Origin of the sequence: Pseudomonas sp. WS 5059 (assembly GCF_012985525.1) — a bacterium.
Taxonomy (GTDB): domain Bacteria; phylum Pseudomonadota; class Gammaproteobacteria; order Pseudomonadales; family Pseudomonadaceae; genus Aquipseudomonas.
In genome coordinates this window covers 440,629-466,474 of sequence record NZ_JAAQWO010000004.1, presented here as the reverse complement: position 1 = coordinate 466,474, position 25,846 = coordinate 440,629, and the positions used below count along the sequence as shown (strand labels likewise).

Here is a 25,846-nt window from a genome sequence, read left to right as displayed (position 1 = left end):
GGCAAACGACCACTGACAGGAAAAACCGGAGGAGCCCAAGCTTTAGCTATGGAATTGTTTTTCATTTCGGACATACAGCGGGCTCCTTCATTTGCTTAGGCTCTTTAATCGGGTTGTTCGGCGAGCCGTAGCCCCAGCAAGAAGTGGTGACTTTGACCTGATTACAGACTAAAAAATGCACTTTAAGATCACAAGACTCTGTACCTGGCCACTCTGGTATATCCACTGTGGCGCTGTGGCGCTGAAACTTCGCTTCATGTTCAGCCCATGCCTTCTCGTCAAAGCCATAACCTGTAGTTTTTTTCTTTATTTTTGCAAAAGGGTCAGGGTCGACTTCCCACTCGACATTAGCCTTCAAACCAGGCCGCCACTTAGTCGGCATGATGATGCAGCACGAACTCCCGCCTCCTCCATGGGCCCTGTAACCATTGACCGAAAACCAATTGATTGCACTCAAAGTATGGTTGACGGCCTGTAGATTCCCGCCCGCCATTTCGTTATCCGCAGAGGAACATCCGAATAGCATTAAGGCCAGCAAGCCACACAATCCTTGCATCAGCGATTTTCTCATCATTAATTTCATAGCCTTAAACCTCCCTGACCACAACCAAACTAAAAATGTTGCGCACGTAACTAAATAGTCACTCCAAGGTTTGTTTTTGTAATTGGCGGTCACCACCGACGTCTCGGAAGGCAAACGACCACTGACAGGAAACCTGGGAGGGGCCCAAGCTTTAGCCACTGAGTTATTTTTCACTTCGGGCATACGGCTGGCTCCTTCATTCCCATAGGGTCTTTAATGGGATAATTGGGTGAACTAGGTGCCCAGCACGAACTCGTGAGTTTTATCTTATTGCAGACCAAAAAATGCACAGTCAGACCACATCTTTTAGTTTCCGGCCACTCCGGAATATCCACTGTGGCCCTGTGGTGCTGATAATTGGCTTTATGTTTAGCTTGTGCAGCTCGATAGCCATCAGTTCCTAACGACGGCCATTTTGAGTAAGCAAAAGGATCAGGATCGACTTCCCATTCGATATTAGCTTTCAAACCAGGACGCCATTTAATCGGCATGATAATGCAGCAAGATCGCCCGCCCCCTCCGTCAGCTCTATAACCATTGACCGATAACCAATTGATTGCACTCAAGGTATGGTTGACGGCCTGTATATTCCCGCCCGCCATTTCGTTATCCGCAGAGGAACATCCGAATAACATTAAGGCCAGCAAGCCACACAATCCTTGCATCAGCGATTTTCTCATCATTAATTTCATAGCCTTAAACTTCCATGATCACAGCCAAACTAAAAATGTCGCGCACGTAACCAAACAGTCACTTCAGAACTACTAATTGCGCGAACCAAAACAGAAGCCCATATCAAGGCCCAAATTTTTGAGTGCCACTTCATCCGGCCCGCCCTCCGCGAGGCAGTATTTATCTCTAAGATACGCACTGAATTTTCGTTCTTCGACTATCTTTTTTTGATGATCGCTATACAACATCACTGTATCGACCACGAAATCTACGGGCATACTGAGCAGAGTGGCAAAAGGGCACACTATGCTTAGATAACAAAACATAGGTACGTAGTCGTAGCCACCGCGGCCTTCCAACGAAAGTAATCTCCAGTCATATTGAACACCTGTATAGTAGTGACCTGAGCCACTGTAGACTTTCGATGACTCGCCTCGCTCAACTAATGTTCCGCAGCCGGCAATAATGGCTACTAGGCAAAACAACGCGATCAAAACCAATCGCTTCAGCACACCGAACTCTTGCCTGAACGAATTTTCTGTATTCCGAACAAGCTGACCATACAATGCTGCTTGTTTGAAGCTCACAGTTTTAGCCTCACGTATTCTGTCAAATCACCAAAGTAGTTTTCCTGGCTGGCCTGTACGACTAATGCATATAAAGAGGCGAAAACCAGCTCCCGACTCTCTTCCAAGCCATCAAAATTCCCACCATCCAGCAATTGCTGTGCATCTCCAATACAACCGATCAAATCGCATTGCTGATCGCTGAGCTCCAGGAACGGGCTAACTTCGATACTGCCCTGATGTGCCTGGCAATTACCTTGCAACCATTGCGACTGATCATCCCGATCCAACCAGCCCCAATAGCAGGCCGTTTGCAGATATTCGCCACGCTGGTCAGTGGTCAGGATCGACGACATCAGCAAGGGAAAAATTCGCGGGTCGTAATAACGCAACAAGCCTGCCTGCCCACCCCACTGCATTTGCGACAGGGCTTGCAGGGCGTGGCTCAATGCCTCGAAGGGTAATGGAGAGATCACCACCACCAGCCGGGCATCGGCGGCGCAGTGAGTCATCAACTCCTCCAACCAGGCTTTATGTTGCCAATGCGCCAGATCCAGACGCATCAACAGAGGGGCCTGATCCAGCAGGTTTTCTTCGGGCGTACCGCTGAACAGTGAGAACCACGGAACTTCTGGCCTCAACATCTTCAGCGCAGGTACTGCGCAGTTGTTCCAAGCGGATTGGTCGAGCAGTAGATCAACCTGTTGGATGCCGACGCTGGCACATACCTGTTCGATCTGCTCTTGCCATTGAGTAGGTGTTGTCATCTGCATTCCCCTTCGATCAACCTTCGCGTTTCAGTAAACCGATGGCATTTTTTCGAGCCCTTTCAAGGCACTCTTTACACACCGACTGCGGCAACTCAGGCATCGGAAAACTCTGGCTGGTCGTGGTTTCCCAGACGTGTTGGCCCTTAAGGTTGAGCTTGCCAGGGGTGTGGATGTCGATGGCCCCGGCTGGGGTGATGCGGATGTAACCGCCGCCGCAAGCCAGGGTGATGCCATTTTTGGCGGTCAATTGCAGGTGGCCTTGTACCGACTGCATGGTGATGTCTTGCTGGGCAATCAGATTCAACACGTCGCCGTGGGACTCAATTTCCAGCGGCCCCTTGCCGGACACCAGGCGCATGCCTTCCTGCTGGGCCAGCAGGGAGATGCCTTGATTGGCATGGGCAGACAATCGCTGGGCGGCGGCCAGGTTGATCTCGTCGTTGCTTTGCACGTACAGCGCGTCGCCGCTTTTGAGCAGCAAGCTGGCAGGGGTCACTGCACCGATGCCCTTGGGGGCGCTGAGCAGGATGGCCGAGGCGTTCAGGTCTTTGGCGCTGTCCTGAAACTGTTGCAAGCCGTCGATGGCGGGCTGGCGGCTATGGTGCGCCTGAGCGATCTCCTGCCAGTCGGCAATTTGCTGTTTCGCGCCCTGGACCTGACTGGAAGCAGGTTCCATGGCCAGTACGTCACCGGTGGCCTGGGCCTGTTCATCAGCACTGATAAACACCCCTTTCCCGCCACGAATTGCGCCCCAACCGTCAGTACGCAGTTCAAACCCTTCGCCACGTTTTTTGCGCTCGGCATCCACCAAATGCCCCAAGTTGAGTTGACTCTTACCACTGTGCTCAGTACTGAGCTTGACGTGCTCCTGCCCCCGCGTGTCATCCATACGCAGTTTGTTATTCGCCGGCGTACGCAGCACGTTGCGTTTGTAGTTGCGCAAGGTCACGTGGTCGACATGCTGGCTGTCGTGCAACGCATGGGCAATGTAGGGCCGGTCGGGGTCGCCCTGTTCGAAGGCGATGGCCACTTCGGTGCCGGGGATCAGCGGCAGGTGCAGGCCGTGGGTGTCGCCGGCGTATGGGCGGGCCAGGCGTAACCACAGGCTTTCTTCGCCGGGTTTCCAGCTGTCGCGGTCGAAGAGGAAGTTAACTTTGTATCGACCTTCGATATCGATATGGCCGTACGGGTCGTGCTCCTGCGGGCTGGTGACGCGGGCCGGGACGGTGCCGGCGATTTGTGGCTTTTTTTGCAGCGGGGGGCGGAAGCACACAGTTTCCGAGTAAGGAATCGCCTCAAAGTTGACCTCAAAACTGCGATCACGAGCAGCACGGGTGGTCAGGTGGGTAATCACCGCACCGGGGCCAAAGGCTTGCGGGGCGCCGCCGGAGATTTTCAGGACTTGGCCGGGTGCCAGGGTGGCGCTGCTGCTGGTGCCGCTGAGGTGAGTCTGGTCGTTGAGGTAGCGTTCGTGACGCAGGCGTGCGTAGAAAAAACCGCTTTCACTTTGCAGGTCTTCGTCCTGGGCATGAGGATCGCCGAGGCCGGTGTAGGGTTCAGCGTAGTGATAGGCCTCGCCGTAGGTGGTACTCGCGCCACGGCTTTGGTCGACGTCGCCGTTGAGTTGGGCGTTGGCGACACGGTGGTAGTAGGCGCGGATGTTGACGTGCTGCTCCACCACCTGATGGCTCGATTGCAAGGCCCACACGCCGTCTTGCCCGCTGCTGCTGGTGCCGGACTGCGGACGGTAAGGCAGCTCGACGTCGAACTGGTAGTGACGCTGATCATCGTGAAATTCCACCACGTCGATGTTCAGGCGTTCGTCGCGGGTGAGGCGGTACCAGATGCCCACGTCGGCCAGCAGACGCGAGATAAAGGCCAGGTCGCTTTCGCCGTATTGCATGACCTGTTCGCGCTTGGGGTATTCGCGCACCAGGCTGAAGAGAAAGTCCTGGCCTTCAAAATCGTGGCGGCTGCGCAGGATACTTTCGACAATGTCCGGTACTGATTGGTGTTGATAGATACGAAATTGTTGGCCCCGTCCCAGCAACGCCAGACGCGGTTCCAGGATGACTTCGTAGCGGGCTTCGTCCAGAGAGCCGGACAGGCGTTTGAAACCGGTGACCACGCCATGAAGTGTGCGCAGTGGTTTAGCCGCCAGTGGGGTGAAACCGCGCCTCTGCACATTTTGCGGCGCACCATTCATGCTGAAACTGGCACTCTGCCCAATCATGGCACCGGCAGTAAGATCACGCTCGATACAGGTGAACTCAACACGATAGACAAAGGGCAGGCTAAGCCGCTCTTCGCCGGTGAAATTCAAGACATCAAGGCGGGGCTCAACGTTGCGCACCCTCAGGGTGTGTCGGCTGTGGTCGAAAAAGGGAGTCGAATTCATTGGCGCTCCCTATTCAGCACACAAGACACCGGGTCGCCCCTTCGCTGAAACGTGTGGTTCGAACCTGCTGATACAGTGCTGGATATCATTCATGTCAGTCCCTGGGTAAGCCTCTTCACAAAGAGCCAGGAGGGTAAAGGCTCTTTATCACCCAGTAATGTCGGAGCATTCGTCTTTCCCAGAAGGGAACTTCTCGATTCCTTTTTCTCACCTTGAGCACCGGGATCGGCATGACGTCATTGAGGCTCACAGTGGCCAATATCGGCCTGGGTGGCCCTAGCAAAAAAACTGCTGGCAAAACGGCACAAATCTATGCGCCACTAGCACCCTTTCTTTAATTGCGCGTACAAGGTCGGCGCCATCGCCGCCCCGTTTGGAGATTCCCGCCATGAGCGAGAGTGTGTTTGCCGATCGCATCGTGCAGAACCTGCTCGACACCGACTTCTACAAGCTGACCATGATGCAGGCGGTGCTGCACAACTACCCCAATGTGGAAGTTGAATGGGAGTTCCGTTGCCGTAACAGCGAGGACCTGCGCCCCTACCTGGCAGAAATCCGCTACCAGATCGAGCGCCTCGCCGAGTTGAGCCTGAGCCCGGATCAGTTGGGCTTCCTGGAACGCATCAGCTTTATGAAGCCGGACTTCCTGCGCTTCCTTGGCTTGTTTCGCTTCAACCTGCGCTACGTGCAGACCGGCATTGAGAACGGCGAGCTGTTTATCCGCCTGCGCGGCCCCTGGCTGCATGTGATTCTGTTTGAAGTGCCGTTGCTGGCCATCGTCAGCGAAGTACGCAACCGTTATCGCTACCAGACCATCATCCTGGAGCAGGCCCGAGAGCAGTTGTATCGCAAGTTCGACTGGCTGACCGCCAACGCCAGCAGCGATGAGCTGGCCGAGTTGCAGGTCGCGGACTTCGGTACCCGCCGGCGCTTTTCCTACCGCGTGCAGGAGGAAGTGGTGAATGTGCTCAAGCACGACTTCCCCGGCCGCTTCGTCGGCACCAGCAACGTGCACCTGGCCCGCGAGCTGGACATGAAGCCCCTGGGCACCATGGCCCATGAATGGATCATGGCCCACCAGCAACTGGGCCCGCGCCTGATCGACAGCCAGATCGCCGCCCTCGATTGCTGGGTCCGCGAGTACCGTGGCCTGCTGGGCATCGCCCTGACCGACTGCATCACCACCGATGCCTTCCTCAGCGATTTCGATCTGTACTTCGCCAAGCTGTTCGACGGCCTGCGCCATGACTCCGGCGACCCGGTGCAGTGGGCCGAAAAAGCCATCGCCCATTACCACAAGCTGGGCATCGAGCCGATGAGCAAGACCCTGGTGTTCTCCGACAGCCTGACGCTGCCCAAGGCCCTGGAGATTTTCCGTGCGCTGCGCGGGCGGATCAATGTCAGCTTTGGCATCGGCACCAACCTGACCTGTGACATTCCAGGTGTGGAACCGATGAGCATCGTGCTTAAAATGACCGCCTGCAATGGCCAGCCCGTGGCGAAGATCTCCGATGAAGCGGGCAAGACCCACTGCACGGATCCGAACTTCGTCGCCTATTTGCGCCACGTTTTCAAAGTACCTGCCATCTCTAGCGAGGAGTGAATCATGCAAGCCGTACAGCGTGAGATTGCCCAACAGCTCAAGGTCCAACCACCGTTCCAGGACCACGCCGCCCTTGAAGCGGAAGTGGCCCGGCGGATTACCTTTATCCAGGACTGCCTGCTCAACTCGGGGCTCAAGACCCTGGTACTGGGCATCAGCGGCGGTGTCGACTCCCTGACCGCAGGCCTGCTGGCCCAGCGGGCGATGAAAGAGCTGCGCGCGCTCAAAGGTGATGAGGCTTACCGCTTTATCGCGGTGCGCCTGCCTTACGAGACCCAGTTCGACGAGCACGATGCCCAGGCCAGCGTGGACTTTATCAACCCCGACGAACGCCACACGGTCAATATCGGCCCGGCGGTCAAGGCCCTGGCCAACGAAGTAGCGGCCTTCGAAGGCAAGGCTGCGGTGTCTCGTGACTTTGTGCTGGGCAATACCAAGGCGCGGATGCGCATGGTTGCGCAATACACTATCGCCGGCGCAGCGAGCGGCCTGGTGATCGGCACCGACCATGCGGCGGAAGCGGTGATGGGGTTTTTCACCAAGTTCGGTGATGGCGCGTGCGACCTGGCACCGTTGAGCGGGCTGGTGAAAAACCAGGTACGCGCGATTGCGCGGCACTTTGGTGCGCCGGAGTCGCTGGTGGAAAAAATCCCGACGGCCGACCTGGAAGACCTGTCACCGGGCAAGCCGGATGAAGCGTCCCATGGCGTGACCTATACCGAGATCGATGCGTTCCTGCACGGCCAGCCGGTGCGTGAGGAAGCGTTCAGGATTATCTGCGAGACCTATCGCAAGACTGAGCACAAGCGGGTGATGCCGTTTGCGCCTTGAGGTGAGGCGGGGGGTTGTGTATTGATTGTCAGGCCGCTATCGCGGGCAAGCCCGCTCCCACAGTTGAATGTATTCATACATCAAAATGTGGGGGCGGGCTTGCCGGTGATGAACGATAACGCGGCCTGTGGCCTTACTTCAGGGTCACAGTGCCTTTCATCATCGAGATGTGGCCTGGGAACGAGCAGAAGAACATGTACTTGCCGTCAGCCTTGAGCTTGGACACGTCGAAAGTCACCGAATCAGTCTCGCCAGCGCCGATGATCTTGGTGTGGGCGATGATGCGGGCGTCGTCTTTTTTCAGGTAGTTGTTGTCGATACCGGCGGCCATGCCTTCGGTTGCAACCGGCTGCATATCCGCCTCAGTGGTCAGCACCCAGTTATGGCCCATGACGTTCTTTGGCAGGTTACCGGAGTGCTTGAGCTCAACGGTGAACGTCTTGCAGCTCTTGTCGATTTCAATGGCCTTGGTGTCAAAGGACATTTGGTCGGTGGAGTCGACAGTGACCTTGCACTCTGCAGCAAGCAACTGGCCGCTAGCCAGAGTCAGCAGGGAAACAGCAACGATTTTGGCAAACATGTGAATCTCCAAGGCAGGGTTTAGAAAACGCATATGCGACAAGGGTGCCTGAGGCAGGCAGATGTTCCAATGATCTGAATCAACAAATTGTATACAACTTTAGGCTATCAGACTGATCGACAGAATCAACCAGCCAAAGTGCCGCACGGGGCCTATGATCGGCTCATCTTTGTTTCCTGGAGTCCGAGCCATGCACCTCAATAGCCTGTTATGCAGCCTGCTTGCCGCTTATGCCTGTGGCGCCAGCGGTACTTACGAAACGGTTAATGTCGACTAACGTTTAACCTAGAGAGGCGATTCTGAAACCCGATTAACCCTTGGGGCACGTTTAAAGGCAGAATACCCGCCGCTCAACCTCACCTTCGACCCCAGAGGATCGCCCATGGCAAAACCTAATTACTCCTTCGCCAAACGTCAGAGAGACTTGGCCAAGGAACAGAAGAAAGAGGAAAAGCTGCAACGCAAGAAAGCTGCGGCCGACGAAGAAGCAGGCGCACTGAACCCGGATGCCGAGGGTGAAGTGGCTGCTGACGATACCCAAACACCGAAAGACCAGGCACCCGAGGCCTGAGTAACCACACAGGCTTATGTAGGAGTCGGCTTGCCGGCGATGGCGGCGCCCGGTAGACCACTGTCGCCGGCAAGCCGGCTCTTACAGTGGGTCTAATGGCATCACCGTCACTCGCACTTCCGGGTCATGGCTGCCCCCTCCCAGGATCACCCCGCGCAACGGCGAGACATCGGAGAAATCCCGGCCCCAGGCCAGGGTGATGTGTTCCAGTGCCGGCTGCACATTGTTGGTCGGATCAAAATCCACCCAGCCCGACAACGGGCAAAACACCGACACCCATGCGTGCGACGCATCGGCGCCGATCAGCCGTGGCTGGCCGGGCGGCGGCTGGGTCAGCAGGTAGCCACTGATATAACGCGCCGCCAGGCCCCGTGAGCGCAGGCAGGCGAGCATCAGGTGGGCAAAGTCCTGGCACACACCCCGTCGACGCTCCAGCACCTCCACCAGCGGCGTGGCCACCTGGGTGGCTTCGGCATCGAAGGTGAACTCGCAAAAAATCTTCTCCATCAACGCCTGTACCCCCAGCAACAGCGGCCGGCCGGGCGCAAAGCAGCTCTGGGAGAACTCGACGAAGTTTTTCTTCAAGTGCACGTAGGGCGACTCGAAACGATAGCGGCACGCCTCGATGGCCTCCAACGACAATGGCTGGCCGCTGTAGGTCAGGCGGTTGCGGGTCTGGTCCCAGGGCGGTGACTGGCTGAAGTCCAGCACAGGCCGGGCCAGCACTTCCACGGTCAAGCCAGCGTTGACCAGCAATTCATCATGGGGCCGCTCGAACGCCAGCCGGGTGATCGGGTTGCCAAACACGTCCAGCTCGTCACGACGCGCCGTCGGCTCGGGGCTGATCTCCAGTTGCCGCAAAGTGCAGCGCTGCCAGGCACACGGGCGCGGCCATAAGTGCGCCAGTTGCTGGGCCAGGGACACCGGGCTGTCATAGTGGTAATGGGTATCGTGAAATATCTGGTAGCGCGCGCTCATCACACAGACACCGTTTGCTGGCTGACATCATCTACATGGGCAAAATGGCGCAGGGCCAGGCGATCGGAGACCTGCCCGCTTTCATCGGCGACGGCCTGCAGCAGGTCCGCCAGGCCATCGAGGGCCGCGCGCACGCTGGCATCACCAAACAGCGGGTTCTCCAGGCAGCCCAGGTCAAAGCGCGCCAGGCGCTCTACCAACGGCGCCAGCCCGGCCTCGCGGGGCACGCCGAAATCATCGTTGAGCCGACGCAAGGTGCGGCTCACCAGCTTGAGCTGGAACAGCACCGCATGGGGGTTCTGTTCATCCAGCAACAGCAGGTCCAGCACCGGAATCAATTGCGGCACCGCCAGGTAGCGCGAACGGTAGGTGATGCTGCTGTTGCCCAGCTCCAGCAACCATTCCAGCCCGGCCTGGTCGAACACCGCCACCCCGCGCAGGAAGGCCGCGAGGCTGCTGCTGAGAAATTGCAGGCGCTCGATGCGCCGGCCCATCATCAGAAAACGCCAGCCTTCGTCGCGGGTCATGTCGTCGAGGGCAAAGCCGGACAGCGCCGCCAGGGACATCACCAGGCGGTTGAGGAAGTCCAGCAACTGGCCAAAGTCCGGCGCTTCGCGCTCCAGCTCTATGGCTTCGCGCTGCAGCTCCACCAGAGCCTGCCAGTTCTCCCGGGACAGCTTGCCGCGCACCTGGGACGCCGCCCACTGCAAGCGCTGCAGGTTGGCACGCAGGCTCGACGGCCAGTCATCACCGAGCAGGGCCTGTAGCAGGCGCTCGGGCAACTCGCCCTCCTCCGGCAGCAGGCGCAGGCTTTCGCCGAGTTCCACGGCGGCCTGCAAGGCCAACGGGTCGTCACCATCGACATAGCGGGCGAGGACGATGCGCAGCCAGCGCGCGCTGTCATCGCAGCGCTCGCAGTAGCGGCCGAACCAGAACAGGTTTTCTACCACGCGCGACGGCAGGTACGGATCGCGGCGCACCAGGTCATGGGTGCCGATCACCCTTTGCGCGCGCCATTGCTCGCCGCCGGGGGCACGCTCGCCCAGCACCCAGGTGTCCTTGCTCGCCCCGCCACGCTGCATCGACACCACTTCGGCGTCCGCATGGGCTGCCACGCGGGTCAGGCCACCCGGCAGCACCCGGTAGCCATCCTCACCGGCCACCGCGTACACACGCATGCCGATGGCGCGATGTTGCAGATGGTCATCCACGGTGTGCCAGACCGGCGCCTGAGACAGCTGCGCCAGCTCCTGGGCCACGTAGGCGTATGGGCGCGCCTGCATGCGTTCGGCCAGGGCCTGGCGTTGTTCGGCATTCAAGTCGCGGCCAAATACCGGGGCAAAACTCTGCGAGGGAAATGCTGGCTTGATCAGCAGCTCCGGCAGTTTTTCCAGGGCTTCGGCCAGCACCGGCGCTTCGCCGCACCACCAAGTGGCGATGGACGGCAGGATCAGTTCTTCGCCAAACAGAAACTGATTGATCTTCGGCAGGAAACCCAGCAGCCCAGGGGACTCCAGCACGCCGGCGCCCAGGGCGTTGGCCACCAGCACATTGCCCTGGCGCACCGCGTCCAGCAGGCCGGGCACGCCCAGGGCCGAGTCGGTGCGCAGCTCCAGGGGGTCGCAAAAATCATCGTCCAGCCGCCGCATGATCGCGTGCACGCGGCGCAGGCCGCTGAGGGTTTTCAGGTACACGGTGCTGTCGCGCACGGTCAGGTCGCCGCCTTCTACCAGGGGGTAGCCAAGCTGGCGGGCCAGGTACAGGTGTTCGAAATAGCTTTCATTGAAGCGCCCTGGGGTCAGCAGCACGATCAGCGGCGGCTGGTCATCGCCGGGGGCCTGGCGGGCCAGGGTTTCCTGCAAGGTGCGGAAGAACCCGGTGAGGTGCTGCACCTGCAAGTCGCGATACAAATCCGGGAATGCGCGGGAAACGATGGTGCGGTTTTCCAGGGCGTAGCCGGCACCGGACGGCGCCTGGGTACGGTCCGCCGTGACCCACCAGCGGCCATCCGGGGTGCGCGCCAGGTCCACCGCGTACAGGTGCAGGAACACCCCATCGGGCGGCTGGATGCCCTGGCAAGGCCACAGGAAGTTGTTATGCCCAAACACCAGCTCTGCCGGCAGCAAGCCTTCGGCAATCAGGCGTTGCGGGCCGTACAGGTCGGCCAGCACCGCATTGAGCAAGCGCGCGCGTTGGGCAATGCCTGCCGACAAATGCGCCCACTCATCCGCCGCCAATACGTGGGGCAGCAGGTCCAGTTCCCATGGGCGATCGGCGCCCTTGGGGTCGGCATAGACGTTGTAGGTCACGCCGTTTTCCTGGATCTGCCGCGTCAACAACGCCTGGCGCTGGGCCAGTTGCGCCGGGGTGCTGCGTTGCAGATGGTCGAGCAGGCGCTGCCAATGGGCGCGCACGGCGCCGCTGTCATCCAGCAGTTCGTGATAGGTGCCCGCAGTCAGCGGGTAACGGTCGAGCAAGTCGGACATGGAACGCTCGGCAGGGGCAAGGGGGCTCAGATTAACCCAACAAACATTGCAAATCCTCTGTGGAAACTGGGCTTGCGTGGGAGCGGGTTTGCTCGCGATAGCGGTGGGTCGGCCAATGCATGTACTGGCTGGTACTCCGTCATCGCGGGCAAGCCCGCTCCCACACAAGCCCGCTCCTATAGGTGGAGTTGTGTTTAGTCATTTTTATTGGCGAAGCGCCGCAGATCCAGGGTCATTGGCAGTTCATCGTTGATCACCACCGTCGGCACCGGCAATTTCCCCGGGCTGTGGCCCAAACGGAAGAACCGCGCCATGCGTCGGCTTTCCGCTTCGTTGGCATTCACCGGCAAGCTGTCGTAATTGCGCCCGCCCGGATGGGCCACGTGGTATTGGCAACCACCCAGGGAGCGTTGCATCCAGGTATCCAGCAAGTCGAATACCAACGGCGCATGCACGGCGATGGTCGGCTGCAGGCAATTGGCCGGTTGCCAGGCGCGATAACGCACACCCGCCACAAACTCGCCGACCCGGCCGGTAGCGTGCAGTGGCACGGCCACCCCGTTGCAGGTCAGCACATAGCGCTGTGGCGCCAGGCCGCTGAGTTTTACCTGCAGGCGCTCAAGGGATGAATCCACATAGCGCACCGTACCGCCCGCCGCGCCCTCTTCGCCCAGTACATGCCAGGGCTCCAGGGCCTGGCGCAGTTCCAACTCGATACCGCTGACGGCATAGTCGCCGACCTTGGGAAAGCGAAACTCCAGGTGTGCCGCGAACCACTCGGCACGCAGCGGATAACCGGTGGCGTTGAGCTCGACAATTACGTCGGCAAAGTCCTGCTCGATAAAGTGCGGCAGCAGGAAGCGATCGTGCAGCTCCGTGCCCCAGCGCGCCAGCTTCGGCGGCGCGTAGGGCTCACGCCAGAAGCGCGCCACCAGGGCGCGCAGCAGCAACTGTTGGGTCAGGCTCATGCGCGCATGGGGCGGCATTTCAAAAGCGCGCAACTCCAGCAGGCCCAGGCGCCCGGTGGCGCCATCCGGCGAGTAGAGCTTGTCGATGCAGAATTCGGCGCGGTGGGTATTGCCGGTGACGTCGATCAACAGGTTGCGCAGCAAGCGGTCCACCCGCCACGGCGGGCATTCCTCGCCTGGCGCCGGCATTTGCGCGAAGGCGATTTCCAGTTCATACAGCGCGTCGTTGCGCGCCTCATCCACCCGTGGTGCCTGGGAGGTCGGGCCGATAAACAGCCCGGAAAACAGGTACGACAGCGACGGGTGGTTATGCCAGTAGCTGATCAGGCTGCGCAACAGGTCCGGGCGGCGCAGGAACGGCGAATCCTTGGGCGTGGCCCCACCCAGCACAAAGTGGTTACCGCCGCCGGTGCCGGTGTGGCGCCCGTCGATCATGAATTTTTCGGTGGTCAGGCGGGTTTGCCGGGCCTCTTCATAGAGGAACTCGGTGCGCTCCACCAGTTCGTCCCAGGTGGCGGACGGCTGCACGTTGACTTCGATCACGCCAGGGTCTGGCGTCACACGGAAGTTGCTCAGGCGTGGGTCACTCGGCGGCTCGTAACCTTCCAGCAGCACCGGGCAATGCAGTTCCTGGGCGGTGGCCTCGATGGCACTCACCAACTCCAGGTAATCCTCGACCCGCTCCAGGGGCGGCATGAACAGGTAGAGCCGCCCGCCCCGCGCTTCGGCGCACAAGGCGGTACGGGTCAGCCAGTCGGCAGACTCGTCGATCTTGGGCACACGCTCATCGCTGGGCGCAGGCTCGCCAGGGCCTGGCGTGGTGATGGCCAGCGCCGGCAGATCCTGATTGGGATCGGTCGGATGCACAAAGGGGTAATCTGCCGCCGTCACCCAGGGCTGCGCGGCCAGGGGCAGGCGATAGCCCAGTGGCGAATCACCCGGCACCAGCCGGCAGTGGGTGTCGCGCAGGTACCAACGGCCACTCTGCCAGCGGTCGTTGGCCGCCGTGCGCGCCAGGGGCAGTACGTGGCCGATGACTTTATCCAGGCCCTGGCTGAACACCTTGCGCAGGCGTTCACGCTCCAGCTCATCGTCCAGGCGCGAATCCTGGGGGCTGACGTTCTGCGGCAAGGCTCCTTCGCGCCACAGGTAGTAAAAATTGTCCTCGAAGGCCGGGAATACAAAGCGTGCGGGGAGCTTCAGGCGCTCGGCAATGCTCGCCAGGAAGCGCCCGGCCATCACGTCATCCGCACCGTAGTCCTGCTGCTCGTCGGCAATCAACGCGTCGTTGTGCCAGACCGGCACGCCGTCCCGACGCCAATGGCAATTGAGCGACCAGCGCGGCAGTTGCTCGCCGGGGTACCACTTGCCCTGGCCGAAGTGCACCAGGCCCTTGGGCGCGTAGTGCTTGCGCATGCGCTGGAACAGCTCGGCAGACAGCCGGCGCTTGTCCGGGCCGAGGGCGGCGGTGTTCCACTCGGCGCTGTCGGGGTCGTCGATGGAAACAAATGTCGGCTCGCCGCCCATGGTCAGGCGCACATCGTCCCTGAGCAGGTCGCTATCAATCTGCCGCCCGAGGGCCTGGATCGCCAGCCATTGCTCTTCGGTGTAGGGCTTGGTGACGCGCGGCGCTTCCCAGATGCGCTCTACCGACATTTCGTGGGTAAATTCGCACTCGCACGGTTCCACCAGCCCACTGATCGGGGCGGCAGACGATGGATCGGGGCTACACGCCAACGGGATATGCCCTTCACCAGCGAACAGGCCGGAGGTGGCATCCAGGCCAATCCAGCCGGCACCGGGCAAGTACACCTCGCACCAGGCATGCAGGTCGGTGAAGTCCACCTCGGTACCGGAGGGCCCGTCGAGGGCCTTGACGTCGGCGGTCAACTGGATCAGGTAGCCGGAGACAAACCGTGCCGCCAAGCCCAGGTTGCGCAGCAATTGCACCAGCAGCCAGGCCGAGTCACGGCAGGAGCCGGAGGCGTTTTCCAGGGTGAATTCGGGGGTTTGTACGCCAGGCTCCATGCGGATCAGGTAGCCGATATCGGCGGCCAGGCGCTGGTTGAGGCCGACCAGGAAATCCACGGCCGGCAGCGGCGTGCGGTCGATACCGGCCAAGTACGCGGCAAACTTGGGGGTCAGCGGCAGGGTTTCCAGATACGGTGCCAGCTCGCGCTGCTCATCGGCGGCGTAGCTGAAGGGGATGTGTTCGGCGTAGGGCTCAAGGAAAAAGTCGAACGGATTGAACACCGCCATCTCGGCCACCAGATCGACCTCGATGCGCAGCTCGTCAGTCTTTTCCGGGAACACCAGGCGCGCCAGGTAATTGCCCTGGGGATCTTGCTGCCAATTGATGAAATGCTGCTCGGGCAGCACCTTCAGCGCGTAGGACAGGATCCGCGTGCGGCTATGGGCTGCCGGGCGCAGGCGTACAATCTGCGGGCCAAGCTCCACAGCGCGGTCGTAGCGGTAATGCGTAACGTGGTGCAACGCGACATGAATCGACACGGCGGCCTCCTGCGAGCCAGGGCATGGAAACAAAGCGCGCAAGACTTATGCCAGTGCGGCGGTCATTGCGCTTTATCGAGGGACCCGGTGCAGTACAGCACCAAAACGGCGCGAGAGTGACCGCCGTGGTGCGAGGGTTGCACATATTTGTGGCGCAAGCGCGGGGCGCAGTGGTGAATCTACCCAATCAGCGCGTTTTGCGCGCGGCGATGACGGCTTGGCGCATGGAGTATGTGGCGCTGGTGCTTGATGTTGAGCTGGTTTTCTCTCTCGAGGTCGAGGGTGGCTGGTCTGGCGTCATCGCAGGCAAGCCAGCCCCCACAATTTTAAATTGTGAACCTGATCAGATGTGGGAGCTGGCTTGCCTGCGATGACGGCTTGACGGGCGCCACCTTAACAAGCAGGTTTCCCACCCGCGACAAAGCAAAACGCCAGCACGGAGGCTGGCGTTTTGCATTTCAGGCGGCGATCAACGCGGCACGACCGGCTTGCGCGCAGGCTTCTTGCCTTTGCCCTTCGCCGCGTCAGTGCGTTCTTTAGCTGCCTGCTTGTTGCGCGCCATGGCCGCGGCCTTGGCTTGTTCGCGCTTGTCCCACGGGTTGCTGCCGTCGCTGCCACGGGGCGGCAGGCCGGTGTGCTGGGTGAGGATCTTGGTGGTGGTTTCCTTGGCGACCTTATGGCTGCCCACCGGCGTCGAGTTCTTGCGACGAGCACTCTGGTAGCTGTCGGTGGACGGCTGGTGCAGCGGGATCAACTGCTCCTTGCCCGGCCCGATCAGGTCGGCGCGGCCCATGCGCGTCAGCGCTTCACGCAGCATCGGCCAGCCTTTGGGGTCGTGGTAGCGCAGGAACGCCTTGTGCAGACGGCGCTGGTCTTCGCTCTTGACGATGGTCACCGCGTCGCTCTTGTAGGTGACCTTGCGCAGCGGGTTCTTGCCCGAGTGGTACATCGCGGTGGCGGTGGCCATTGGCGAGGGGTAGAACGCCTGCACCTGGTCGGCACGGAAGCCATTGCCCTTGAGCCACAGGGCCAGGTTCATCATGTCTTCATCGGTGGTGCCGGGGTGGGCGGCGATGAAGTACGGGATCAGGTACTGCTCCTTGCCCGCTTCCTTGGTGTACTTCTCGAACATGCGCTTGAACTTGTCATAGCTGCCGATGCCCGGTTTCATCATCTGGTTGAGCGGACCTTCCTCGGTGTGTTCCGGGGCGATCTTCAGGTAACCACCGACGTGGTGGGTCACCAGCTCTTTGACATATTCCGGCGACTCCACGGCCAGGTCGTAGCGCAGGCCGGAAGCGATCAGAATCTTCTTCACACCCGGCAACGCACGGGCGCTGCGGTACAGCTGGATCAACGACGAGTGGTCGGTGTTCAGGTTCGGGCAGATGCCTGGGAATACGCAGGACGGCTTGCGGCACGCGGATTCGATTTCCGGGCTCTTGCAGGCAATGCGGTACATGTTCGCGGTCGGCCCACCGAGGTCGGAAATCACCCCGGTAAAGCCCGGGACTTTGTCGCGGATTTCTTCGATCTCGCGAATGATCGACTCTTCGGAACGGTTCTGGATGATCCGGCCTTCGTGCTCGGTGATCGAGCAGAAGGTACAGCCGCCGAAGCAGCCACGCATGATGTTCACCGAGAAACGGATCATGTCGTAGGCGGGGATCTTCTCTTTGCCATACACCGGGTGTGGGACACGGGCGTAAGGCATGCCGAACACGTAGTCCATTTCTTCGGTGGTCATGGGAATGGGCGGCGGGTTGAACCACACGTCCACTTCGCCATGCTTCTGTACCAGCGCGCGGGCGTTGCCTGGGTTGGTTTCCAGGTGGAGCACGCGGTTGGCGTGGGCATACAGCACCGAGTCGCCACGGACTTTTTCCACGGACGGCAGACGAATGACCGTCTTGTCACGGGTCATGCGCGGGCTGGCCAGGATCTGTACGACCTTGGCCTCTTCCGGGTCTTCAACCGGGCCCTTTTCCTGCTCGATGGCACAGGCCTGGGTGTCCTGGGTATTCACGTACGGGTTGATGATCTTGTCGATCTTGCCCGGACGGTCGATACGGGTGGAGTCCACTTCGTACCAGCCTTCCGGCGTGTCACGGCGAATGAACGCGGTGCCGCGCACGTCGGTGATGTCTTCGATCTTGTGGCCCCACGACAGGCGCTGGGCAACTTCGACAATCGCCCGTTCGGCGTTGCCGTACAGCAGGATATCGGCGGTGGCGTCGATCAGGATCGAGTTGCGCACCCGGTCCTGCCAATAGTCGTAGTGGGCGATGCGGCGCAGCGAAGCCTCGATACCACCGAGCACGATCGGCACGTTTTTGTAGGCTTCCTTGCAGCGCTGGCTGTACACCAGGCTCGCCCGGTCCGGGCGTTTGCCGGCCATGCCGCCTGGGGTGTAGGCGTCGTCGGAGCGGATTTTCTTGTCGGCGGTGTAGCGGTTGATCATCGAATCCATGTTGCCGGCCGCGACGCCGAAGAACAGGTTCGGCTCGCCGAGCTTCATGAAGTCGTCTTTGGACTGCCAGTTGGGCTGGGCAATGATCCCGACGCGAAAGCCCTGGGACTCCAGCAGCCGGCCGATGATCGCCATGCCAAACGACGGATGGTCAACGTAGGCATCGCCGGTGACGATGATGATGTCGCATGAATCCCAGCCAAGCTGATCCATCTCCTCCCTGCTCATGGGCAGGAATGGCGCTGGACCGAAACATTCGGCCCAATACTTGGGATAGTCAAATAACGGCTTGGCTGTTTGCATGACGGTGACCGGTGTTGAGATGAAAAATCGCGGGCGCGGAATATAGCACAAATTTTGACCAATTCCGACCTTTGCAGTCGGAATTGGCGAGACCGTCTTTTACTCGTCCTCGAAGTTGTAGCTGCCCGGCGCGAGGTTTTCGAAACGTGTGTATTTACCGATAAACGCCAGGCGCGTGGTGCCGATCGGCCCGTTCCGCTGCTTACCGATAATGATCTCGGCGATGCCTTTGTGTTCGGTCTCCGGGTGATAAACCTCGTCCCGGTACACGAACATGATCACGTCGGCATCCTGCTCGATCGCTCCGGATTCACGCAAGTCGGAGTTGATCGGACGTTTGTTCGGGCGCTGCTCCAGGGAGCGGTTGAGCTGCGAGAGCGCAACCACCGGGCAGTTGAACTCCTTGGCCAGGGCCTTGAGGGAGCGCGAGATTTCGGAAATCTCGTTGGTCCGGTTGTCGCCGCCGGAACCAGGGATCTGCATCAATTGCAGGTAGTCGATCATGATCAGGCCGACATCGCCGTGCTCACGCACCAGGCGCCGGGTGCGTGCGCGCATTTCCGACGGGCTGATGCCCGCGGTGTCGTCGATGAACAGCTTACGGTCGTTGAGCAGGTTGACCGCCGAGGTCAGGCGCGGCCAATCGTCGTCTTCGAGGCGACCGGCACGCACCTTGGTCTGGTCGATGCGGCCCAGGGACGAGAGCATCCGCATGATCAGCGATTCACCTGGCATCTCCAGGGAGTACACCAGTACGGCCTTCTCGCTGCGCAGTACCGCGTTCTCCACCAGGTTCATGGCAAACGTGGTCTTACCCATGGACGGACGACCGGCGACGATGATCAAGTCAGCCGGTTGCAGGCCGCTGGTCATGCCGTCGAGGTCGGTGTAGCCAGTGGACAGGCCGGTGATGGCATTGTCGGTGTTAAACAGCGTGTCGATGCGGTCGATGGCCTTGGTCAACAGGTCGTTGACGCTGACCGGGCCGCCGGTCTTGGGCCGCGCTTCGGCGATCTGGAAGATCTGCCGTTCGGCTTCATCCAGGATTTCTTCTGCCGTGCGGCCTTCGGGGTTGAAGGCGCTGTCGGCGATTTCCGTGGCGATGCCAATCAGCTGTCGCAAGGTGGCCCGTGCGCGAACGATCTGCGCGTAGGCCTTGATGTTGGCGACAGATGGCGTGTTTTTCGCCAATTCGCCCAGGTAACCGAGGCCGCCCACCTGCGAGGTCTGACCTTCCTTGTCCAATTGCTCGGCAAGGGTCACGACATCGATGGGGGAGTTAAGGTCGGCCAGTTTGGCGATGGCGCGGAAAATCAGGCGGTGGTCATGGCGATAGAAATCACCGTCCGAGACTTGATCGAGCACGCGTTCCCAGGCGTTGTTGTCCAGCATCAAGCCACCGAGCACGGCCTGTTCGGCCTCGATGGAATGCGGCGGCACCTTCAGGGCAGCGGTTTGCAGATCGTATTGCTCAGGAGCGGAGATATCGTTCATGGCCACTTGAAATTAGGGGGTCTGAAAAAACAAAAGGCACGACCTGTAAACAGGATCGTGCCCGATGTTAACCGCCTGGCACCGGGGGTGCCAGTCAGTTAGCTTGCTTTAAGCTGCTACCACTACAACGCGTACGGTGGCTTCAACTTCAGCGTGCAGGTGCACGGCTACGTCGAATTCGCCTACGTTGCGGATGGTGCCGTTCGGCAGACGAACTTCGCTCTTCTGCACTTCAACGCCGGAGGCGGTCAGTGCATCAGCGATGTCGTGGGTGCCGATCGAACCGAACAGCTTGCCTTCGTCACCGGCGGTGGCAGTGATAGTCACTTCCAGCTCAGCCAGTTGGGCGGCACGGGTTTCAGCCGAAGCTTTCTTGTCTGCTGCAGCTTTTTCCAGCTCAGCGCGACGCTCTTCAAACGCGGCCAGGTTGGCAGCGGTTGCAGCGGTGGCTTTGCCGTATGGCAGCAGGTAGTTACGACCGTAGCCGGCCTTAACGTTTACTTTGTCGCCCAGGTTGCCCAGGTTGGCGACTTTTTCCAGAAGGATCAGTTGCATGTGAAAATCCTCTAACTTTTAACCTTCACCGTTCGCGTTATCGGCGTCTTTCGGCGCCAGACGACCGCGAAAATCAATCAGGCCGTCGACAATGGCCAAGACCACGAGTAACGGATAGATCAGTTGCATAAACAGCAACAGCGTCACGTACAACCCCACCAGCCAGAACCTGGCCAGGCGCTTTTGCGCCACCAGCCCGTGAATCAGGGCCAGCCCGGCAATCACCAGCGGTACGCTGCACAACGGCGTCAACATGGCCATTTGCGGACCGAAGTTCGGCCCTACAAGCATGCACGCCAGCAGCAACATCGCTGGTCCTGCGGGGATTCTGATACTGCGAAACTCGCGACCAAAACCACCTGGGTTATACAACAACGCCTGCCAGTAGCGCCCAAGAATCAGGCTCAGCACACTGACGATCTGCAACAGTGCCGCTATCAGGCCGGTAAGGACCGGAGCAATCAGTGTGGCCATGCGCGCTCGCTCATCTACCGACAATTGCTGGTAGAGATCCCCGAGGGCCAGTGGCAGGATTTTTACCAACTCCTGCGACAGCGCCTCGATTTGCGGGCGGAAAGCCGCGCCAAGCACCACTGAATACACCACTCCCAATGCCACGCTGACCAGCAGCGTACGGACCCAGGACTCACTTGCGCGCAGAACCAACGCAAGGCTCGAAGACCCCAGCAGTACCAGAAGTACCCGTGGATCGTCGAATTGCAGCCACCAGATCAAGGCCGGCAGCAACCCCAGGGCAAGGACGCCCAGGGCGTCCTTCAAACCGCGCCGCAGCAGCACAAGGCTTCCTGCGGCAGCACCCAACCAATACAACAACGGCAATGCAGCACATCCAGCCACTACCAGAGTGGCCTGCACACGACCGCGCATGATGAACTCAGCTAAGGCGCGCATGCATTCAATCCCTTACTACTTGTCGACTGCCCGGTCTCAGCGGCCGTGGCTGTCGGTGTAGGCCAGCAGGGCCAGGAAGCGGGCGCGCTTGATAGCGGTGGCCAGCTGACGCTGATAACGAGCTTTGGTACCGGTGATACGGCTTGGAACAATTTTGCCGGTCTCGGATACGTAGGCTTTCAGAGTGTTGAGATCTTTGTAGTCGATCTCCTTCACTTCTTCAGCGGTGAAGCGGCAAAACTTACGACGACGGAAGAAACGTGCCATTTGATAGGCTCCTTAATAAGGTCCGTGGATTACTCGTCAGCGTTATCGCTGTTGTCGCTGTCATCACTATCAGCGCTTTCAGCGCCTTCGTGCTCAGGACGGTCGCGACGCTCACGGCGCTCACTGCGGTTTTCTTCAGCCTTGAGCATCTCGGATTGGCCGGTAACGGCTTCTTCGCGACGGATGACCAGGTTACGGATCACTGCATCGTTGTAGCGGAAGTTGTCTTCCAGCTCGGCCAGGGCCTTGCCAGTGCACTCAACGTTCAGCATCACGTAGTGAGCCTTGTGAACATTGTTGATTGCGTAGGCCAGTTGACGACGGCCCCAATCTTCCAGACGGTGGATTTTGCCGCCGTCTTCTTCGATCAGCTTGGTGTAACGCTCAACCATGCCGCCGACTTGCTCGCTTTGATCCGGGTGGACCAAAAAGATGATTTCGTAATGACGCATGAATGCTCCTTACGGGTTGTAGCCTGCCGCTCAAAAACGGTCAGACAAGGAGTGAATGACACTTAGGAATCTTGCCGAAGGGAGGCACATCGGTGCCCGCCAGGAAGGCAAGGGGCGCAATTGTAGAGAAGGGGGAGAAAGGGTGCAAGGCAATTGGTGATTATTTGACCAAAAACCAATGTGGGAACAGGCTTGTGTGGGAGCTGGCTTGCCTGCGATGCAGACACCTCGGCACATCAGGTGTACTGAGGTGATGCTATCGCAGGCGAGCCAGCTCCCACACAAGCCCGCTCCCACATTTGGACCTGCGCCAGACCTGATTACTTCTTGGCCTTGGCCTTGGCACCGCGCTGACGCTGCGCCTCGAACAGGCATACGCCGGTCGCAACCGATACGTTCAAGCTGCTGACGCTACCCGCCATCGGCAAGTGCACCAGGTAATCGCAATGCTCACGGGTCAGGCGCCGCATACCCTTGCCTTCGGCACCCATGATCAGGATGGTCGGGCCAGTGAGGTCCTGGTCATAAATGCTGACCTCGGCCTCCCCCGCCGTGCCCACGACCCACAAGCCGCGCTGCTGGAGTTTTTCCAGGGTGCGCGCCAGGTTGGTCACGGCCACCAGCGGAATCACTTCCGCCGCGCCGCAGGCGACTTTACGCACAACCGGCGTCAACGTGGCCGACTTGTCTTTAGGCACGATCACCGCCAGCGCACCGGCAGCATCCGCCGAACGCAGGCAGGCGCCGAGGTTATGCGGGTCGGTCACGCCGTCCAGCACCAGCAACAGCGGCGCGCCTTCGGTACGGTCCAGCAGCTCGTCGAGCATCGCTTCGCCCCAGACCTGGCTCGGACTCACGTCCGCTACCACGCCCTGGTGCACGCCTTCGACCCACACATCCATTTCGCGACGCTCGGCCTGGCCGATGGCAACCTTGTTCTGGTTGGCCAGCTCCACCAACGCTTGCACGCGCGGCTCGCTACGACCTTCGGCCAACCACACTTGCTTGACGCGCTTGGGATGGTGACGCAGCAACGCTTCTACGGCGTGTACGCCGTAGATTTTTTCCAGACTCATGACTTGGCCTTAGGTTTGCGCGACCCGCCGCTCTTGGCAGGGGCCGAACCCGCTTTTGGCGGGCCTTTACGGTGTTTACTCGGTTTGCTCGACGGCTTGTCGGCGGCCTGGGACTTTCCCCCAGACGCCGCTTTACCACCGCTTTTGGCTTCATTGAGCAACTGCTGCTTCAACTCGCGACTCTTGCGCAGCTCGGCGTTTTTCGCCGCCGCATCGCTAGGGCGGTAAGCGTCACTGACCTTTTCCTTGCTCGACGAACGGCGAGCAGGCTTGGCGGCTGGCTCGGCGGCAACAGCCGCGGCAGCTTTGGCCGGAGCGCCTTTTTTCGCCGGCGCTGCAGTTTCAGCACCACGCTTCTTGCGACCAATCGGTGCATCGATGGTTTTTTCGGCCATCTCGAAGTCGATCTTGCGCTCGTCGAGATCGACGCGCATGACCCGCACTTCCACGGTATCGCCCAAGCGGAAGCTGCGACCGGTGCGCTCGCCCGCCAGGCGGTGATGCACAGGGTCGAAGTGGTAGTAGTCACCCGGCAAGGCAGTGACGTGCACCAGGCCTTCGACGTAGATATCGGTCAGCTCGACGAACAGGCCAAAGCCAGTCACCGCGGTGATCACGCCCGGGAACGACTCGCCTACGCGGTCTTTCATGAACTCGCACTTGAGCCAGTTCACCACGTCACGGGTGGCTTCGTCAGCACGGCGCTCGCTCATGGAGCACTGCTCGCCCAACTGTTCCAGGGCCGCTTCGTCGTACGGATAGATCCGTGCCTTCGGAATGGTCATGGCACCGGCACGCTTGACGTGCGGGGTGTTCTGCTTGGAATGGATCACGCTGCGGATAGCACGGTGCGTGAGCAGGTCCGGGTAGCGGCGGATCGGCGAGGTGAAGTGGGTATACGCCTCGTAATTCAGGCCGAAGTGGCCCTGGTTGTCGGCGCTGTACACCGCCTGGCTGAGGGAGCGCAGCATGACGGTCTGGATCAGGTGGAAATCCGGACGGTCCTTGATGCTGGCCAGCAGAGCCTGGTAGTCCTTGGGCGACGGGCCGTCCTTGCCTTTGTGCAGGGATAGGCCAAGCTCACCGAGGAAGGCGCGCAGTTTTTCCAGGCGCTCCGGCGGCGGACCATCGTGCACTCGGTACAGCGCAGGAATCTCGTGCTTTTTCAGGAATTCGGCGGTGGCCACGTTGGCCGCCAGCATGCATTCCTCGATCAGCTTGTGCGCGTCATTACGGGTGGTCGGCGTGATTTCGGCGATTTTGCGCTCGGAACCGAAAATGATCCGGGTTTCCTGGGTTTCAAAATCGATCGCGCCACGCACATGACGTGCGCCCAGCAACACCTTGTACAGCGAGTAGAGCTGCTTGAGGTGCGGGACTACGTCGGCGTACTGGCTGCGCAAAGCCTTGGCTTCGCTGGTCTTCGGTGTTTCCAGGATGGTGCTGACCTTGTTGTAGGTCAGGCGCGCCTGGGAGTGGATCACCGCTTCATAGAACTGGTAATCGGTCATTTCGCCGGTTTTCGAGATAGTCATCTCGCACACCATGGCCAAACGGTCGACTTTCGGGTTCAGGGAGCACAGGCCGTTGGACAGCTGCTCCGGCAGCATCGGGATCACGCGCTCAGGGAAGTACACGGAGTTGCCGCGCACCTGGGCTTCGTTATCCAGGGCCGAACCGATCTTCACGTAGCTGGATACGTCGGCAATCGCGACAAACAACTTCCAGCCGCCGGAGAACAGGCGCAGCTTGCCGGGCTTGGCTTCGCAGTAGACCGCATCGTCGAAGTCGCGGGCATCTTCGCCGTCAATGGTGACGAACGGCAGATGGCGCAGGTCGATGCGTTTCTCTTTGTCTTTTTCTTCGACTTCCGGCTTGAGCTTGGCGGCTTCTTTGAGCACTGCCTCAGGCCAGACGTGAGGAATATCGTAGGTGCGCAGCGCAACGTCGATTTCCATGCCCGGCGCCATGTAGTTGCCGACCACTTCGACGATATCGCCCTGTGGTTGGAAGCGCGGGGTTGGCCAGTGGGTGATTTTCACCTCGACGAACTGACCGACCTTGGCAGCGCCGTTGCGGCCCGGGGTCACCAGCACTTCCTGCTGGACCTTGGGGTTGTCCGGAATCACGAAGCCGATGCCGCCTTCTTCGAAGTAACGGCCGACGATGGACTCGTGGGCACGGGACACCACTTCGACGATCACGCCTTCGCGCCGACCGCGACGATCCAGGCCCGACACACGCGCCAGGGCACGGTCGCCATCAAACACCAGGCGCATTTGCGCCGGGCTCATGAACAGGTCATCGCTGCCATCATCAGGGATCAGGAAGCCGAAGCCGTCACGGTGACCGGCAATGCGGCCAAGGATCAGGTCGAGCTTGTCCACCGGTGCGTAAGTGCCGCGGCGGGTGTAGATCAACTGTGCATCGCGCTCCATGGCGCGCAGGCGGCGGCGCAGCGCTTCGAGTTGGTCTTCGGTGGTCAGACCGAATTCTTCAACCAGCTGCTCGCGGCTAGCAGGCGAACCCCGATCGGCGAGATGCGCCAGGATCAGTTCGCGGCTAGGAATAGGGTTTTCATATTTTTCCGCTTCACGAGCGGCCTCGGGATCGAGGGACTGCCAATCGGCCATTAGAGAGTTTTCACCTTGTCTATATGTGGGTTAGTTTGGCATACGCGTATTGAAACGGGAAATTTCCAGCAATAACTAGCCGGGAAATGCGTTTTATAGCCCCGCAAAACCACCTTGCGCGACCGCCCGCGAAATTTTCCAGGCTTTTTTGATGACGGGGGTTTACA

Annotated in this window: 21 protein-coding genes; 4 read left to right on the top strand and 17 right to left on the bottom strand. The window is 60.0% G+C overall.

The window, feature by feature from the left end:
- Positions 1-61: 61 nt before the first annotated feature.
- The 5 genes from HBO12_RS14435 to HBO12_RS14415 form a co-directional block, all read right to left on the bottom strand.
- Positions 62-574, bottom strand: a complete 513-nt coding sequence (locus HBO12_RS14435) for a DUF3304 domain-containing protein (protein WP_463671615.1) — start codon at positions 572-574, stop codon at positions 62-64.
- A 179-nt stretch (positions 575-753) separates the two neighbouring features.
- The gene (locus HBO12_RS14430; RefSeq protein WP_262376983.1) at positions 754-1,275 is read right to left on the bottom strand and encodes a DUF3304 domain-containing protein; all 522 of its coding nucleotides are present in this window, start codon (positions 1,273-1,275) and stop codon (positions 754-756) included.
- 72 nt (positions 1,276-1,347) lie between these two features.
- Positions 1,348-1,842: a YceK/YidQ family lipoprotein gene (locus HBO12_RS14425; protein WP_170042472.1), complete on the bottom strand. Its 495-nt coding sequence runs from the start codon at positions 1,840-1,842 to the stop codon at positions 1,348-1,350.
- Positions 1,839-2,594, bottom strand: coding sequence for a DUF4123 domain-containing protein (locus tag HBO12_RS14420; protein WP_169899448.1), 756 nt, complete (start codon positions 2,592-2,594; stop codon positions 1,839-1,841). Before HBO12_RS14420 ends, HBO12_RS14425 begins: the two co-directional genes overlap by 4 nt.
- Before the next feature lie 10 nt (positions 2,595-2,604).
- Positions 2,605-4,989, bottom strand: a complete 2,385-nt coding sequence (locus tag HBO12_RS14415; protein ID WP_170042470.1) for a type VI secretion system Vgr family protein — start codon at positions 4,987-4,989, stop codon at positions 2,605-2,607.
- Between the two features lie 388 nt (positions 4,990-5,377).
- On the opposite strand from HBO12_RS14415, the gene pncB reads away from it, so the two are divergent.
- Complete coding sequence (pncB, locus tag HBO12_RS14410) at positions 5,378-6,592, top strand: nicotinate phosphoribosyltransferase (RefSeq protein WP_169952179.1); 1,215 nt, start codon at positions 5,378-5,380, stop codon at positions 6,590-6,592.
- A gap of 3 nt (positions 6,593-6,595) precedes the next feature.
- Entirely contained in the window at positions 6,596-7,423 is an 828-nt protein-coding gene (nadE, locus tag HBO12_RS14405; protein WP_169952181.1) for an ammonia-dependent NAD(+) synthetase, read from the top strand.
- A gap of 133 nt (positions 7,424-7,556) precedes the next feature.
- Here nadE and azu read toward each other — a convergent pair whose 3' ends face one another.
- Positions 7,557-8,003: an azurin gene (gene azu / locus HBO12_RS14400; RefSeq protein ID WP_169952184.1), complete on the bottom strand. Its 447-nt coding sequence runs from the start codon at positions 8,001-8,003 to the stop codon at positions 7,557-7,559.
- 382 nt (positions 8,004-8,385) lie between these two features.
- Between azu and HBO12_RS14395 the strand changes: the two genes are divergently transcribed.
- Positions 8,386-8,574, top strand: a complete 189-nt coding sequence (locus tag HBO12_RS14395) for a hypothetical protein (RefSeq protein WP_169952186.1) — start codon at positions 8,386-8,388, stop codon at positions 8,572-8,574.
- 81 nt (positions 8,575-8,655) lie between these two features.
- Here the strand turns inward: HBO12_RS14395 and HBO12_RS14390 are convergent, their stop codons facing one another.
- The 3 genes from HBO12_RS14390 to HBO12_RS14380 all read right to left on the bottom strand — a co-directional run bounded on the left by HBO12_RS14390 (position 8,656) and on the right by HBO12_RS14380 (position 15,517).
- Positions 8,656-9,552 carry a transglutaminase family protein gene (locus HBO12_RS14390; RefSeq protein ID WP_170042468.1) on the bottom strand — a complete coding sequence of 299 codons (897 nt, stop codon included), beginning with the start codon at positions 9,550-9,552 and terminating at the stop codon, positions 8,656-8,658.
- Positions 9,552-12,038 carry a circularly permuted type 2 ATP-grasp protein gene (locus HBO12_RS14385; protein ID WP_170042466.1) on the bottom strand — a complete coding sequence of 829 codons (2,487 nt, stop codon included), beginning with the start codon at positions 12,036-12,038 and terminating at the stop codon, positions 9,552-9,554. The genes HBO12_RS14390 and HBO12_RS14385 overlap by 1 nt, the downstream gene beginning before the upstream one ends.
- Positions 12,039-12,232: 194 nt before the next feature.
- The gene (locus tag HBO12_RS14380) at positions 12,233-15,517 is read right to left on the bottom strand and encodes a transglutaminase family protein (protein ID WP_170042465.1); all 3,285 of its coding nucleotides are present in this window, start codon (positions 15,515-15,517) and stop codon (positions 12,233-12,235) included.
- A gap of 23 nt (positions 15,518-15,540) precedes the next feature.
- Between HBO12_RS14380 and HBO12_RS14375 the strand changes: the two genes are divergently transcribed.
- Positions 15,541-15,891 carry a hypothetical protein gene (locus HBO12_RS14375; RefSeq protein WP_170042463.1) on the top strand — a complete coding sequence of 117 codons (351 nt, stop codon included), beginning with the start codon at positions 15,541-15,543 and terminating at the stop codon, positions 15,889-15,891.
- 95 nt (positions 15,892-15,986) lie between these two features.
- Here HBO12_RS14375 and HBO12_RS14370 read toward each other — a convergent pair whose 3' ends face one another.
- From HBO12_RS14370 to rnr, 8 genes are all read right to left on the bottom strand, one after another.
- Positions 15,987-18,290: a YgiQ family radical SAM protein gene (locus HBO12_RS14370; protein WP_169952196.1), complete on the bottom strand. Its 2,304-nt coding sequence runs from the start codon at positions 18,288-18,290 to the stop codon at positions 15,987-15,989.
- A 99-nt stretch (positions 18,291-18,389) separates the two neighbouring features.
- The gene (dnaB, locus tag HBO12_RS14365) at positions 18,390-19,784 is read right to left on the bottom strand and encodes a replicative DNA helicase (protein ID WP_038445597.1); all 1,395 of its coding nucleotides are present in this window, start codon (positions 19,782-19,784) and stop codon (positions 18,390-18,392) included.
- 108 nt (positions 19,785-19,892) lie between these two features.
- On the bottom strand, positions 19,893-20,339 hold the full coding sequence (rplI, locus tag HBO12_RS14360; protein WP_003171376.1) for a 50S ribosomal protein L9: 447 nt from the start codon (positions 20,337-20,339) through the stop codon (positions 19,893-19,895).
- An 18-nt stretch (positions 20,340-20,357) separates the two neighbouring features.
- Positions 20,358-21,251, bottom strand: a complete 894-nt coding sequence (locus tag HBO12_RS14355; RefSeq protein WP_170042461.1) for a YybS family protein — start codon at positions 21,249-21,251, stop codon at positions 20,358-20,360.
- A 36-nt stretch (positions 21,252-21,287) separates the two neighbouring features.
- The gene (gene rpsR, locus HBO12_RS14350; protein WP_003171373.1) at positions 21,288-21,518 is read right to left on the bottom strand and encodes a 30S ribosomal protein S18; all 231 of its coding nucleotides are present in this window, start codon (positions 21,516-21,518) and stop codon (positions 21,288-21,290) included.
- A gap of 29 nt (positions 21,519-21,547) precedes the next feature.
- Positions 21,548-21,970, bottom strand: a complete 423-nt coding sequence (gene rpsF, locus HBO12_RS14345; RefSeq protein WP_003217491.1) for a 30S ribosomal protein S6 — start codon at positions 21,968-21,970, stop codon at positions 21,548-21,550.
- A gap of 320 nt (positions 21,971-22,290) precedes the next feature.
- Positions 22,291-23,046, bottom strand: a complete 756-nt coding sequence (gene rlmB, locus HBO12_RS14340; RefSeq protein WP_003217493.1) for a 23S rRNA (guanosine(2251)-2'-O)-methyltransferase RlmB — start codon at positions 23,044-23,046, stop codon at positions 22,291-22,293.
- Positions 23,043-25,679, bottom strand: a complete 2,637-nt coding sequence (rnr, locus tag HBO12_RS14335) for a ribonuclease R (RefSeq protein ID WP_170042459.1) — start codon at positions 25,677-25,679, stop codon at positions 23,043-23,045. Before rnr ends, rlmB begins: the two co-directional genes overlap by 4 nt.
- Positions 25,680-25,846: the final 167 nt, after the last annotated feature.